Consider the following 14672-nt stretch of genomic DNA (forward strand, 5'->3'; position numbering starts at 1 on the left):
CCGATGGTACTGCAGGGGGGACCCTGTGGGAGAGTAGGACGCCGCCGAACAAATATTGAATGGGTTGGACCCTGAACTTCGGTTCAGGGTCCAACCCTTTTTTGTTGCGCGTCACTTGAAGTTCACGTTGCGCAACCAGCATCCACAGCATGGGTACTGCTGCAATGCTCAGGGCCGCCGGTGTCGGACTCGGTGACGAGGTCGTCGTGCCGGCCTTCGGGAACGTCGAGGTCGCCGAGGCCGTGGCCATGGCCGGGGCGCTGCCGGTGTTCGCCGACATAGATCCCGTCACCTACTGCCTTGATCCCTTCGCTGTGGAAGCAGCGGTAACTCCGCGCACCGCGGCCGTCGTTGTCGTACACCGCTTCGGGCGGCTCGCCGACATCGCGCGGTTGCACGCGGTGGGACAGCGGCACGGGCTGCTGGTGCTGGAGCAGGGCGAGTCCGAGGCGCCGTACGACGAGATAGCCCAGCGCCGGGAGCGGGCGGCGTATCTCGACGCGAAGTTGAGGGGCGTGCGGACGCCGGACGACGGCGACGGGCACACCTACCAGCAGTACGTCGTGCGGGTTCCGGGCAACGGGCGACCGGACCGGGACGCCTTCGCGCGAGCCGTGCGGGCCCGGGGAGTCGAGGCCCGGGTGCCGGTGAAGACTCCGGTGCACCGGCTGCCCGAATTCCGGCGCTGTGTCTCTCTTCCGGAGACGGAGCGAGCTGCCGACGAGACGCTCGCGCTGCCGGTGGACGCCACGCTGACCAAGCGGGACATGCAGCGGATCGTGTCGGCCTGTAATGCCCTCGGAGGGCTTCTCCTGCCTGCCTTCTGACGTGGTTGGGAGCATGGGTCTGTTCGGGGTATGATCTATTCCGTTGCCGCGGGGGAAACCCGCAGAGCGACAGGCCCCTATAGCTCAGTCGGCAGAGCGTCTCCATGGTAAGGAGAAGGTCAACGGTTCGATTCCGTTTGGGGGCTCCAGCAGAAAAGGCCCCACCCTCGCGGGTGGGGCCTTTTGCATGTCCTAGTCCTTGTGGAGGCCCGGGACGCGCATCGCCAGGATCGCCATGTCGTCGGACGGGGCGTCCGACGCGAAGCGTTCCACCGCGCGCATGATGCGGGCCGCGACCGCGCCGGCCGTGAGGCCCGTGCAGGTCGTGAGGACGTCCGCGAGGCCGTCGTCGCCCAGCATGCGGGCGCCTTCGCGGCGTTCGGTGACGCCGTCCGTGACGCACAGCAGGACGTCGCCCGGGTCGAGGGTGACCGTCTGCTCGTACAGCTCCAGGTCCTCGATGACGCCGAGGAGCGGCTGGGGTTCGGCGGCCGGTTCGACCGTGCCGTCCTGGCGCAGGCGCAGCGGGAGCGGGTGGCCGGCGCAGACGACCTTCAGCTCGGCGCTGCCGTCCTCCTGGGGCCGCATCTCGCCGTAGAGCAGGGTGAGGAAGCGGCTGCGGGCGCCTTCGTCGAGGATGGCGGAGTTGAGGCGCTCCAGGACCGTCGGGCCGCTGAGGCCCTCGCGGGCCAGGAGGCGCAGGGCGTGGCGGGCCAGGCCCGTCACCGCTGCCGCGTTCGGGCCCGTACCGCAGACGTCGCCGATGGCGAAGCCGTAGGCGCCGTCGCGGATGGGGAAGACGTCGTAGAAGTCGCCGCCGACCTCGTTGCCCTCGCCGGCCGCGCGGTAGATGACCTCGACCTCGACGCCCTCGATCTCCGGCAGCTCCGGGGGCAGGAGGCTGCGTTGGAGGGACTGGCTGATCGCCGTGCGCTCGGAGTAGAGGCGGGCGTTGTCCAGGGCCAGGGCGGCTCGGCGGGAGAGGTCCTCGGCGAGTTCCAGGATCTCCTGGCGGAAGTGCTCGTCGGTCGGCTTGCCCAGCGTCAGCATGCCGATGACGCGGTTGCGGGCGACCAGGGGGAGGACGACCGTCTCGCCGCCGACGGCGGAGGCCGTGGCGAGGGTCGGGCCGATGCCGGGTGTGACCTGGCGGGTCGGGCCGCCGCTGAGGCCGAGGCTGCGCATGGAACTGCGCAGGGCCGCCTGGTGGGCCACCTCGCCGGGGGCCGTCCAGACGCGGGCGCCGGGCGTGGGCACCGGGTCGGGCGGCGGGACCTTCGACAGCAGGGACTTGATGCCGTCGATGAGTTCCTCGTCCTCGTGCAGGACGTACGACAGGTACGGCTCGGAGGCCTGGTCGGCGATCGTGTAGACGGCGCACCAGGTCGCCAGGGTCGGGACCGTCATCTGGGCCATCAGGGCCAGCGTCTGGTCGCGGTCGAGGGTGCCGGCCAGCAGGTCGGACGCCTCCACCAGGAAGCTCAGGGAGCCGCGGCGCAGGCGCTCCAGTTCGCCCAGGCGGGCCGACTCGACGGCCAGGGCGATGCGGTCGGCGGCGAACTGCAGGCGCAGCGCCTCCTCGTTGGAATATCTGCCGGGTGCCTCGGCGGCGACACCCAGGGAGCCGGTGAGGCGGCCCTCCACCTTGAGGGGGACCGTGACGACGGAGCGCATGCCCGTGCCGTTCAGCAGCGGCACGGCGCCCTGGACGGCCGTGAGGTCGTCGTGGACGGCCGGCATGCGGGCGGAGCCGTAGCGGCCGGTTCCAGCCTCGACGGGGACGCGGGCGAAGCGTTGGCGGGCCGAGGGCAGGCCCGTGGAGGCGCGGACCTCCAGTTCCGTCTCGTCATCCGTGGCGAGCAGGAGGAACGCCGAGTCGCCGTCGAGCATGTCGCGGGCGCGTTCGACCGTGCGCTGGAGGAGGCCGTCGAGGTCGTCCGGGGCGGGGGAGCCGATGAACACCTCGAAGGGGTCGGTGCTCTGGCCGTCGGAGCCGGTGGAGGTGTCGGAGGCGGGGATGCGCAGGGGCGTCTGAAGAACGGCCCGTTCGTGGTCGCGTACCAGGAGGCACACGGTTGACGGTTCGCCGCCGGTGTCGCGGACGCGCAGGTGGGAGGCGTAGACGGGGGTCACGCGGCCGCCCGCGTCGCGGATGCCGTAGCTGCCCTCCCAGCGGGAGAGCCGGAGCGCCTCCGCGATGCCCGTGCTGGTGCCGGGGGTGTGCGGCCAGGCCGCGAGGTCGGTCAGGGGCTTGCCGGTGACCTGCTCGGCGGGGTAGCCGAAGAGCTCCTCGGCGTCCTCGTTCCAGGCGGAGATGTGGCCGGTGCGGTCGATCTGGATGACGGCCACGCGGACCCGGCCGTCGGCGAGCGGGAGGAGGTCGGCGGGGAGAGCCGGGCCGGCCGCGCGGGTGCCCACCACGCGCGCGGGGAGGTCGAGTTGGAACCAGACCGTCTTGTGGGTGGGGGTGTACTCGACGCCCCAGCGGCCGGCCAGGGCCGCGCACAGCTGGAGGCCGCGGCCGCCCTCGCGGTCGGGGCTGCCCATGTTGACGGCCGTGCCCTGGAGGGGGATCTCCCGCTCGGGGTAGCGGTCGGCGACCTCGATGCGCACGCCCTCGTCGCTGCGCAGGCACAGCACGTCGGCGGAGGTGCCGGCGTGGACCACGGCGTTGGTCACCAGTTCGCTGGTGAGAACGACGGCGTCGTCGACGATGTCGGCGAAGCCCCAGCCCTGGAGGGTGTCGCGGACGAAGGAGCGGGCGCTCGCGACCGATCGCCCGACGGGCTCGAAACTGGCGGCCGCGCGCGCGGTGATCACAGAACTCCTCGACCGGTTCTCGACGTGCTGGGCTGCGGGGCCGACCGGCTCGCGCCGCTGATGCGGCAGGCCGCCCGTCGGCCGTGGGTCCGGGGGCTGTCCCCCCGGGATCAGTCCGGTGGTCATGTGTGCGGCCGCCCCTCCGATGCCCGCTCGTCTTCGTGCCACCGCCCAGGCCGGACGGACCGGCGCGGCTGGACAGCCGGATGCAAGGTTACTTACCTTCGCGGTCCATGCGGATGCCGGTCTGCAGTGTTTCCGTCCGGAGGGTGTGCGGACGATGTGCGAAGCTGCCGAACTGTTATGGCCTGGTTCGGCCGGGGTGAAACACTGGGCAAGCTTCTTGTGAAGGTCCGGGCAGGCTGCGTGCTGTAGGCGTACGGCGGGCAGCAGCCCCCTGGAACCGGCCTGGTATGCAGGGCAGAGAATACGCAGTAGTAACTGGTACGCCGAGCGGTACCGCGAGCACAGAGTGACGGTCGACCCCTGCGGGAGGGACACAGTGGAGTCTGGCGCAGCGACGCGTGGCACGAAAACGCGCGCGAAAGGCGGACAGTCCCCGAGGAACCAGGGCAAAGTGCGCAACGGCACCACTGAGGTGGACACGGCGGCGCTGAACCGGCTGATGGCGGCCCTGGTGTCCATGCGGGACGGGAACTTCCGCAAGCGGCTCACGGTGTCCGGCGACGGCGTGATGGCCGAGATCGCGGCGGTCTTCAACGAGGTGGCCGACCGCAATCTGCATCTGACGGGCGAGTTGTCCCGGGTGCGGCGGATGGTGGGCCGCGAGGGCAAGCTCACCGAGCGGCTGGAGACGGGCGCCTGCGAGGGCTCCTGGGCGACCGCGATCGACAACTCGAACGCCCTGGTGGATGACCTGGTGCGGCCGGTTTCCGAGGTGGGCCGGGTGCTGTCGGCGGTGGCCGAGGGTGATCTGTCGCCGCGTATGGAGCTGCGGACGCAGGTGTCGGACGGGAATAGCCAGCCGCTGCGGGGTGAGTTCCTGAAGGTCGGGCGGACCGTCAACAATCTGGTCGACCAGTTGTCGACGTTCACCGACGAGGTCACGCGGGTGGCCAGTGAGGTGGGCACCGAGGGCAAGCTGGGCGGGCAGGCCCGGGTGCGCGGCATGTCGGGTTCGTGGCGGGATCTCACGGACTCCGTCAACACGATGGCGTACCGGCTGACGGCCCAGGTGAGGGACATCGCGCTGGTGACGACGGCGGTCGCCAAGGGTGATCTGTCCCGGAAGGTCACGGTTCAGGTGGCCGGCGAGATGCTGGAGCTGAAGAACACCGTCAACACGATGGTGGACCAGCTCTCGGCGTTCTCCTCCGAGGTGACCCGGGTGGCCCGTGAGGTGGGCACGGAGGGCGCGCTGGGCGGTCAGGCGCAGGTGCCCGGGGTCGACGGTGTGTGGAAGGAACTCACCGATTCCGTGAACACCATGGCCGGGAACCTCACGGCCCAGGTGCGCGGGATCGCGGAGGTGACGACCGCGGTCGCCAACGGTGACCTGTCCCGGAAGGTGACCGTCCCGGCGCGCGGTGAGGTCGCACAGCTCGCCGACACGATCAACCAGATGACCGAGACGCTGCGGATCTTCGCGGACGAGGTCACGCGCGTGGCCAACGAGGTCGGCGCCGAGGGGCGGCTCGGCGGTCAGGCGAACGTGCCGGGTGCGGCGGGGACGTGGAAGGACCTCACCGATTCGGTGAACACGGTCTTCCGGAACCTGACCACCCAGGTGCGCGACATCGCCGCCGTGACGACGGCCGTGGCCAACGGTGACCTGTCGCAGAAGGTCACCGTGGACGTGGCCGGCGAGATGCTGGAGCTGAAGAACACCGTCAACACGATGGTGGACCAGCTGTCCGCGTTCGGTGCCGAAGTGACCCGTGTGGCACGCGAGATCGGTGTCGAGGGTGAGCTGGGCGGCCAGGCGCAGGTGCCCGGGGCGGCCGGCACGTGGAAGGACCTGACGGACTCCGTCAACACGGCGTTCCGGAACCTCACCGGTCAGGTGAGGAACATCGCCCAGGTGACGACGGCGGTGGCCAACGGTGACCTGTCGCAGAAGGTCACGGTCGACGTCTCCGGCGAGATGCTCAAGCTGAAGAACACCGTGAACACGATGGTGGACCAGCTGTCGAGCTTCGCCGACCAGGTGACGCGGATGGCCCGGGACGTGGGTACGGAGGGCCGGCTCGGCGGTCAGGCCCGGGTGGACGGCGTGTCGGGCACCTGGAAGGAGCTCACCGACTCCGTCAACTCGATGGCCGGCAACCTCACCTCCCAGGTGCGCAACATCGCGCAGGTGACGACGGCCGTGGCCCGGGGCGACCTGTCGCAGAAGATCGACGTCGACGCGCGCGGCGAGATCCTGGAGCTGAAGAACACCATCAACACGATGGTCGACCAGCTGTCCGCCTTCGCGGACCAGGTGACCCGGGTCGCGCGCGAGGTGGGTACGGACGGCCGGCTGGGCGGTCAGGCGCAGGTGCCCGGGGTCGCCGGTGTGTGGCGTGACCTGACGGACTCCGTGAACGGCATGGCCGGGAACCTCACCGCGCAGGTGCGCAACATCGCCCAGGTGGCGACCGCGGTGGCCCGGGGTGACCTGTCCCAGAAGATCACCGTGGACGCGCGCGGCGAGATCCTGGAGCTGAAGAACACCCTGAACACGATGGTGGACCAGCTGTCGTCGTTCGCCCAGGAGGTCACGCGTGTGGCCCGTGAGGTGGGTACGGAGGGCATCCTGGGTGGTCAGGCCGAGGTGCAGGGCGTCTCCGGCACCTGGAAGGACCTCACCCAGTCCGTGAACGGCATGGCGAACAACCTGACCATCCAGGTGCGCAACATCGCCGAGGTCACGACGGCGGTCGCCCGGGGTGATCTGTCGAAGAAGATCACCGTCGACGCCAAGGGCGAGATCCTGGAGCTCGTCACGACCGTCAACACGATGGTGGACCAGCTGTCGTCCTTCGCCGAGCAGGTGACCCGGGTGGCCCGTGAGGTGGGCACCGAGGGCATCCTGGGCGGCCAGGCGCACGTGCCGGGTGTCACGGGCATCTGGAAGGACCTGAGCGACAACGTCAACCTGATGGCCAAGAACCTCACCACTCAGGTGCGGAACATCTCCCAGGTGTCGGCGGCGGTCGCCAACGGTGACCTGACGCGGCAGGTGACGATCGAGGCGCGCGGTGAGGTCGCGCAGCTCGCCGACACCATCAACACGATGGTGAAGACGCTGAGTTCGTTCGCCGAGCAGGTCACCAAGGTGGCCCGTGAGGTGGGCACGGACGGCATCCTCGGCGGGCAGGCGCACGTACCCGGTGTGGCCGGTACGTGGAAGGACCTGACCGAGTCCGTGAACCAGATGGCGTCCAACCTGACCGGTCAGGTGCGCAACATCGCCATGGTGACCACGGCCATCGCCAAGGGCGATCTGACGAAGAAGATCGACATCGACGCGCGCGGGGAGATCCTGGAGCTGAAGACGACCATCAACACGATGGTCGACCAGCTGTCCTCCTTCGCCGAGGAGGTCACTCGGGTCGCCCGCGAGGTGGGTACGGAAGGACAGCTCGGCGGCCAGGCACGCGTGCGTGACGTCGACGGCACCTGGCGCGACCTGACGGAGTCCGTGAACGAGATGGCCGGGAACCTGACCCGGCAGGTGCGTGCCATCGCGCGCGTGGCCACCGCGGTGACCCGGGGCGATCTGAACCTGAAGATCGACGTGGACGCGTCCGGGGAGATCCAGGAGCTCCAGGACTACATCAACAAGATGATCGCCAACCTGCGCGACACCACGATCGCCAACAAGGAGCAGGACTGGCTCAAGGGCAACCTGGCCCGGATCTCCGCGCTGATGCAGGGCCGCCGGGACCTGGAGGACGTGGCCTCGCTGATCATGAGCGAGCTGACGCCGGTGGTCTCGGCGCAGCACGGCGCGTTCTTCCTCGCCATGCCACTCGTGGACGGCGAGGACATGAACGCCTCGGACGAGGACCAGTACGAGCTGCGCATGCTGGGCTCGTACGGCTACTCGATGGGCTCCATGCCGACGTCGTTCCAGCCCGGTGAGGCGCTGATCGGGACGGCCGCGACGGAGAAGCGCACGATCCTCGTGGAGAACGCGCCCAGCGGCTACCTGAAGATCTCCTCGGGGCTCGGTGAGGCGCCGCCCGCGCAGGTGATCGTGCTGCCGGTGCTGTTCGAGGGGAAGGTGCTCGGCGTCATCGAGCTGGCGTCCTTCACGCCGTTCACGCAGATCCAGAAGGACTTCCTGAACCAGATAGCGGAGATGATCGCCACCAGCGTCAACACCATCTCCGTCAACACCAAGACCGAGCGGCTGCTGGCGCAGTCGCAGGAGCTGACCGAGCAACTGCGCGAGCGCTCCGCCGAGTTGGAGCAGCGGCAGAAGGCCCTCCAGGCGTCCAACGCCGAACTGGAGGAGAAGGCCGAGCTGCTGGCCCAGCAGAACCGCGACATCGAGGTGAAGAACACCGAGATCGAGGAGGCGCGGCAGGTCCTGGAGGAGCGCGCCGAGCAGCTCGCGGTCTCGATGCGCTACAAGAGCGAGTTCCTGGCGAACATGTCGCACGAGCTGCGGACGCCGCTGAACTCGCTGCTGATCCTGGCCAAGCTGCTCGCCGACAACGCGGAGGGGAACCTCTCCCCGAAGCAGGTCGAGTTCGCCGAGACCATCCACGGGGCCGGTTCCGACCTGCTCCAGCTCATCAACGACATCCTCGACCTGTCGAAGGTCGAGGCGGGCAAGATGGACGTCTCCCCGACGCGGATCGCGCTCGTCCAGCTCGTGGACTACGTCGAGGCCACCTTCCGGCCGCTGACCGCGGAGAAGGGCCTGGACCTGTCCGTGCGGGTCTCGCCGGAGCTGCCCGCCACGCTGCACACCGACGAGCAGCGGCTGCTCCAGGTGCTGCGCAACCTGCTGTCCAACGCGGTGAAGTTCACCGACTCGGGCTCGGTGGAGCTGGTCATCAGGCCGGCGCGGGACGACGTGCCGCAGAAGATCCGGGAGCAGCTGCTGGAGACCGGGTCGCTGACCGACCCGGAAGCCGAGCTGATCGCGTTCTCCGTGACCGACACCGGGATCGGCATCGCGTCGAGCAAGATGCGGGTGATCTTCGAGGCCTTCAAGCAGGCCGACGGCACGACCAGCCGCAAGTACGGCGGCACGGGCCTCGGGCTGTCCATCTCGCGGGAGATCGCCCAGCTGCTCGGCGGTGAGATCCACGCACAGAGCGAGCCGGGCCGCGGCTCGACGTTCACGCTGTACCTGCCGCTGCACCCCAGTGAACTGCCGCCGCAGGGCTACCAGCAGCAGCTGCCCGTCCTGGAGGCCGGTGACCTGGTGGCGTCGACGTCCGACCTGTCCGAGCTCTCGGAGGTCGAGGTCGAGACGCCGGCCGAGGTGAAGTCGTACCGCGACACGCAGAACGGGCCGGCCGCCCTGTTCCGGCGGCGCCGCAGGATGCCCGAGCTGGAGGCACGCCCGGTGCAGCCGGAGCAGTGGACGGCGCCGGCGGAGCACGAGACGACGCCGAAGCCGCAGCGGGGTATCCGGTTCGGCGGCCAGAAGGTCCTGATCGTGGACGACGACATCCGCAACGTCTTCGCGCTGACCAGCGTCCTGGAGCAGCACGGCCTGTCGGTGCTGTACGCCGAGAACGGCCGTGAGGGCATCGAGGTCCTGGAGCAGCACGACGACGTGGCGGTCGTCCTGATGGACATCATGATGCCCGAGATGGACGGGTACGCGACGACCACGGCGATCCGCAGGATGCCGCAGTTCGCCGGACTGCCGATCATCGCCCTCACGGCGAAGGCGATGAAGGGCGACCGGGAGAAGGCGATCGAGTCGGGCGCCTCCGACTACGTCACCAAGCCGGTCGACCCCGATCACCTGCTGACGGTCATGGACCAGTGGATGCGAGGGGAATGAGGGGAACGTTGGGCTCTTACGCAACCGTGGCGGGAAGGTTCGGTGTTCACGCGGAGTTGCTGACTCGGTGTGCGCATAGTCGTGTAGAAGTACGAGATCTGGGGAACCTTCTGGTCTCCTGCTGCGTTTCTGCTACGTGCACAGTGACATCGCGGTGACAGGGTGTGGCGACGGGCGGGGTGCGGCTACGATGACCGGCACAAGGACGGGCGGCGCAAGGGAGTCGTCCCCTGGGGCGGCACCCACCGGTGCAACCTCAGGTCCTGCGGACAGGGGAGGCCCCACGCCGGGGCGAGGAGGGCGGGCCATGGTGCAGAAGGCCAAGATCCTCCTGGTCGATGACCGGCCGGAGAATCTGCTGGCGCTGGAGGCGATCCTCTCTGCGCTCGATCAGACGCTGGTGCGGGCATCGTCCGGGGAGGAAGCGCTCAAAGCGCTGCTCACGGACGACTTCGCGGTCATCCTGCTGGACGTCCAGATGCCGGGGATGGACGGTTTCGAGACAGCCGCGCACATCAAGCGGCGGGAGCGGACCCGGGACATCCCGATCATCTTCCTCACGGCGATCAACCACGGCCCGCACCACACCTTCCGGGGTTATGCGGCGGGCGCGGTCGACTACATCTCCAAGCCGTTCGACCCGTGGGTGCTGCGCGCGAAGGTCTCCGTCTTCGTCGAGCTGTACATGAAGAACTGCCAGCTCCGCGAGCAGGCGTCGCTGCTGCGGCTCCAGTTGGAGGGCAACGGCAAGGACGCGGGCGGCGAGGCCAAGGAGCCGGCCGGGCTGCTCGCCGAGCTCTCCGCGCGGCTCGCCGCCGTAGAGGAGCAGGCCGAAGCACTGACCAAGCAGCTCAACGACGAGTCGACGGACGCCGCCGCGGTGGCCACGGCGGCTCATCTGGAGCGCAAGCTCACGGGGTTGCGGCGGGCGCTGGACGCGCTGGAGCCGGGCACCGGGAGCACCTCTTCGGTGTCCTCGCAGAACTGACGCCCGGGCAGGCGGGGTTGCCCGCCCGTGAGCGCGCGTCAGTTTCGTGCCTCTCCCGGAGCGACACGAACGGGTGAAGCCGTAGGCACACGTGTCCCCTGTCGTCTCCACCGGTAACCTCACACCCATGGCCTCACGTCCCTCCGCAGCCAGGAAGTCGCCCGCGAAGAAGGCGGCCGCTGCAGCGAAGGCTCCGGCGAAGAAGGCCGCTGCCAAGAAGGCTCCCGCGAAGAAGGCGCCCGCCAAGAAGGCCGCGGCGAAGAAGCCCGCGCCCAAACCGGCACCCAGCCCGACCGGAGGCATCTACCGGCTCGTGCGCGCCCTGTGGCTCGGCGTCGCGCACGCGGTCGGCGCCGTGTTCCGCGGCATAGGGCAGGGCGCCAAGAACCTCGACCCGGCGCACCGCAAGGACGGCATCGCGCTGCTGCTGCTCGGCATCGCGCTGATCGTCGCCGCGGGCACCTGGGCCGACTTGAAGGGCCCCGTCGGCGATCTGGTCGAGATCCTGGTGACCGGCGCCTTCGGCCGGCTCGACCTGCTCGTGCCGATCCTGCTCGCCGTCATCGCCGTCCGGTTCATCCGCCACCCGGAGCAGCCCGAGGCCAACGGGCGCATCGTCATCGGCCTGTCCGCGCTCGTCATCGGCGTGCTCGGCCAGGTGCACATCGCGTGCGGCTCGCCCGCCCGCGGCGACGGCATGCAGGCCATAAGGGACGCCGGCGGCCTCATCGGCTGGGCCATGGCGACCCCGCTGTCGTACGCCATGGGCGACGTGCTCGCCGTACCGCTGCTCGTGCTGCTGACGATCTTCGGGCTGCTGGTCGTCACGGCCACGCCGGTCAACGCCATCCCCCAGCGGCTACGGCTGCTCGGGGTGCGGCTCGGAATCGTCCGCGACCCGGCCGAGGACGAGTACGGCTTCGCCGAGGACGACGAGCGGTACGAGGAGCAGTGGCGCGAGGCGCTGCCCGCGCGCCCGCGCGGCAGGCGTGCGCCGGCGCCCGCGGCGTACGACCCCGACAGCGCCGAGCAGGAGGCCCTCCAGCGGCGCCGTGGCCGTCCCCGGCGCTCGGCCGTGCCGCAGCCCGACATGGACCGGCCCAGGGACGCCGTGGACGTCGCCGCGGCGGCCGCCGCGGCGCTCGACGGTGCCGTGCTGCACGGGATGCCGCCCTCGCCGATCGTCGCCGACCTCACCCAGGGCGTGCGGGTGGGCGACCAGGAGCCGACCACGCCGACGCCCGTCCCGGCCGCCCGGCCCCAGCAGGACAAGCCGCAGCAGGACAAGCCCGAGCCGCAGAAGCCCAGGGCGGGCGTCCGCGACCTCACCAAGACCCCGCCCTCCGAGCCCCGCGACCTGCCCCCGCGCGCCGAGCAGCTCCAGCTGTCCGGCGACATCACGTACGCCCTGCCCTCGCTCGACCTGCTGGAGCGCGGCGGCCCCGGCAAGGCCCGCAGCGCCGCCAACGACGCCATAGTCGCCGCGCTGACCAACGTCTTCACCGAGTTCAAGGTGGACGCCACCGTCACCGGCTTCACCCGCGGGCCGACGGTCACGCGCTACGAGATCGAGCTCGGCCCCGCCGTCAAGGTCGAGCGGATCACCGCGCTGGCCAAGAACATCGCCTACGCCGTCGCCAGCCCGGACGTGCGGATCATCAGCCCGATCCCCGGCAAGTCCGCGGTCGGCATCGAGATCCCGAACACCGACCGGGAGATGGTCAACCTCGGTGACGTACTGCGGCTCGCGGAGTCCGCGGAGGACGACGACCCGATGCTGGTCGCCTTCGGCAAGGACGTCGAGGGCGGCTACGTCATGCACTCGCTGGCGAAGATGCCGCACATGCTGGTCGCCGGCGCCACCGGCTCCGGCAAGTCGTCCTGCATCAACTGCCTGATCACCTCGATCATGATGCGGGCGACCCCCGAGGACGTCCGGATGATCCTCGTCGACCCCAAGCGGGTCGAGCTGACGGCCTACGAGGGCATCCCGCACCTGATCACGCCGATCATCACCAACCCCAAGCGGGCCGCCGAGGCGCTCCAGTGGGTCGTACGCGAGATGGACCTGCGCTACGACGACCTGGCCGCCTACGGCTACCGGCACATCGACGACTTCAACCGGGCCGTGCGCGAGGGCAAGGTCAAGCCGCCCGAGGGCAGCGAGCGGGAGCTCCAGCCGTACCCGTACCTGCTGGTCATCGTGGACGAGCTGGCCGACCTGATGATGGTGGCGCCGCGGGACGTCGAGGACGCGATCGTGCGCATCACGCAGCTCGCGCGGGCGGCCGGCATCCACCTGGTGCTCGCCACGCAGCGGCCCTCCGTCGACGTCGTCACCGGCCTGATCAAGGCGAACGTGCCCTCCCGGCTGGCGTTCGCCACCTCCTCGCTGGCCGACTCGCGGGTCATCCTCGACCAGCCGGGCGCCGAGAAGCTCATCGGCAAGGGCGACGGGCTGTTCCTGCCCATGGGGGCCAACAAGCCCACCCGTATGCAGGGCGCGTTCGTCACCGAGGAGGAGATCGCGGGCGTCGTGCGGCACTGCAAGGAGCAGATGACGCCCGTCTTCCGGGACGACGTCGTCGTCGGCACCAAGCAGAAGAAGGAGATCGACGAGGACATCGGCGACGACCTCGACCTGCTGTGCCAGGCGGCCGAACTGGTCGTCTCCACGCAGTTCGGTTCGACGTCCATGCTCCAGCGCAAACTGCGCGTCGGCTTCGCCAAGGCCGGGCGGCTGATGGACCTCATGGAGTCCCGGAACATCGTCGGGCCGAGCGAGGGTTCGAAGGCTCGTGACGTTCTTGTGAAACCTGACGAGCTGGACGGCGTGCTCGCCCTGATCCGCGGGGAGTCTGAAGGGTAGGGAAGCGGGACACGATGGTCGCCACGCGGGGCGGTGTACGGCAATCGGGTGTCCGGATCGTGACTCACCCGTAAGGGATCATTGAGCAACCGTTTCCCTTCGGCGTACGTCAAGTTGAGGGAAGCGAAAAGCAGCGACTCCACCATCGGGATGTCGGGCCATTCCGATGGCGTACAAAGTGCCACCGCCCGGTTGCCCCACCCTTTTGCACCCCCCCTAGACTGAACCTCCAGCACAGGCGGCTACACGCTCGAAAGGCGCCCCCGTGTCCATCGGCAACTCCCCTGAAGACGAGCGTCCGTTCGAAGACGAGCGCGTCGAAGAAGACCGCGAGGAAGCCCGCCCCTCCATCGGCCGTGCCCTGCAGCAGGCTCGTATCGCCGCCGGGCTGACGGTCGACGACGTCAGTAGCGCCACCCGGGTCCGCATGAACATCGTGCACGCCATCGAGGCGGACGACTTCACCGCCTGCGGTGGGGACGTGTACGCCCGCGGACACATCAGGACCCTGGCCAAGGCCGTCCACCTCGACCCCGCACCGCTGCTCGCCCAGTACGGCGAAGAGCACGGCGGGCGCCCCGCACCCACCCCGGCAGCCCCCCTCTTCGAGGCGGAACGCATCCGTCCGGAGCGGCGGGGGCCCAACTGGACCGCGGCCATGGTCGCCGCGATCGTCGCCGTGATCGGCTTCGTCGGCTTCACCATGTTCCAGGGCGGCGACGACAGCGGCACCGGCGAGGCGAACGTGGCCGAGGGCTCCACGCCCAGCGACTCCGCCTCCCCGACCACCAAGACCAAGAAGCCCGCCGACCCCAAGCCCGACGCCTCGGACAGCGCCATCGCGGCCGCGCCGCAGGACAAGGTGACGGTCCAGGTGGCCGCCGCCGACGGCCGCAGCTGGATCGCCGCCAGGGACCACAACGGCCGGATGCTCTTCGACGGAGTCCTCAAGCAGGGCGACTCCAAGACCTTCCAGGACAGCTCCAAGATCCATCTGGTCCTCGGGGACGCCGGCGCGATCGACCTCTTCGTCAACGGCAAGAAGATCGAGGACGACTTCCAGCCCGGCTCCGTCGAACGTCTGACGTACACCAAGGGCGACCCCGAGGCCGGGTAACCGGCCCGAAGGGGTGCAGGACGTACGGGGTTGGCCATGATCGGCCAACCCCGTCGACGTGGGGTGTCAGCGGG

General features: G+C 69.6%; 6 protein-coding genes and 1 tRNA gene. 6 read left to right on the forward strand and 1 reads right to left on the reverse strand.

Going from position 1 to position 14672, the window contains the following annotated elements:
* Positions 1 to 164: 164 nt before the first annotated feature.
* The gene (locus IE255_RS32670; RefSeq protein WP_190054159.1) at positions 165 to 827 is read left to right on the forward strand and encodes a DegT/DnrJ/EryC1/StrS family aminotransferase; all 663 of its coding nucleotides are present in this window, start codon (positions 165 to 167) and stop codon (positions 825 to 827) included.
* Between the two features lie 73 nt (positions 828 to 900).
* Positions 901 to 976, forward strand: a tRNA-Thr gene (locus IE255_RS32675).
* 43 nt (positions 977 to 1019) lie between these two features.
* Here IE255_RS32675 and IE255_RS32680 read toward each other — a convergent pair.
* Positions 1020 to 3773: a SpoIIE family protein phosphatase gene (locus IE255_RS32680; RefSeq protein ID WP_190054021.1), complete on the reverse strand. Its 2754-nt coding sequence runs from the start codon at positions 3771 to 3773 to the stop codon at positions 1020 to 1022.
* Positions 3774 to 4149: 376 nt separating this feature from the next.
* On the opposite strand from IE255_RS32680, the gene IE255_RS32685 reads away from it, so the two are divergent.
* From IE255_RS32685 to IE255_RS32700, 4 genes are all read left to right on the forward strand, one after another.
* On the forward strand, positions 4150 to 9624 hold the full coding sequence (locus IE255_RS32685; RefSeq protein WP_190054022.1) for a HAMP domain-containing protein: 5475 nt from the start codon (positions 4150 to 4152) through the stop codon (positions 9622 to 9624).
* Between the two features lie 307 nt (positions 9625 to 9931).
* Positions 9932 to 10612, forward strand: a complete 681-nt coding sequence (locus IE255_RS32690) for a response regulator (RefSeq protein ID WP_190054023.1) — start codon at positions 9932 to 9934, stop codon at positions 10610 to 10612.
* A gap of 127 nt (positions 10613 to 10739) precedes the next feature.
* On the forward strand, positions 10740 to 13481 hold the full coding sequence (locus IE255_RS32695) for a DNA translocase FtsK (RefSeq protein ID WP_190054024.1): 2742 nt from the start codon (positions 10740 to 10742) through the stop codon (positions 13479 to 13481).
* Positions 13482 to 13746: 265 nt separating this feature from the next.
* On the forward strand, positions 13747 to 14598 hold the full coding sequence (locus IE255_RS32700) for a helix-turn-helix domain-containing protein (protein ID WP_190054025.1): 852 nt from the start codon (positions 13747 to 13749) through the stop codon (positions 14596 to 14598).
* Positions 14599 to 14672: the final 74 nt, after the last annotated feature.

The sequence above is a fragment of the Streptomyces lomondensis genome (genome assembly GCF_014651035.1).
GTDB classification, from domain to species: domain Bacteria; phylum Actinomycetota; class Actinomycetes; order Streptomycetales; family Streptomycetaceae; genus Streptomyces; species Streptomyces lomondensis.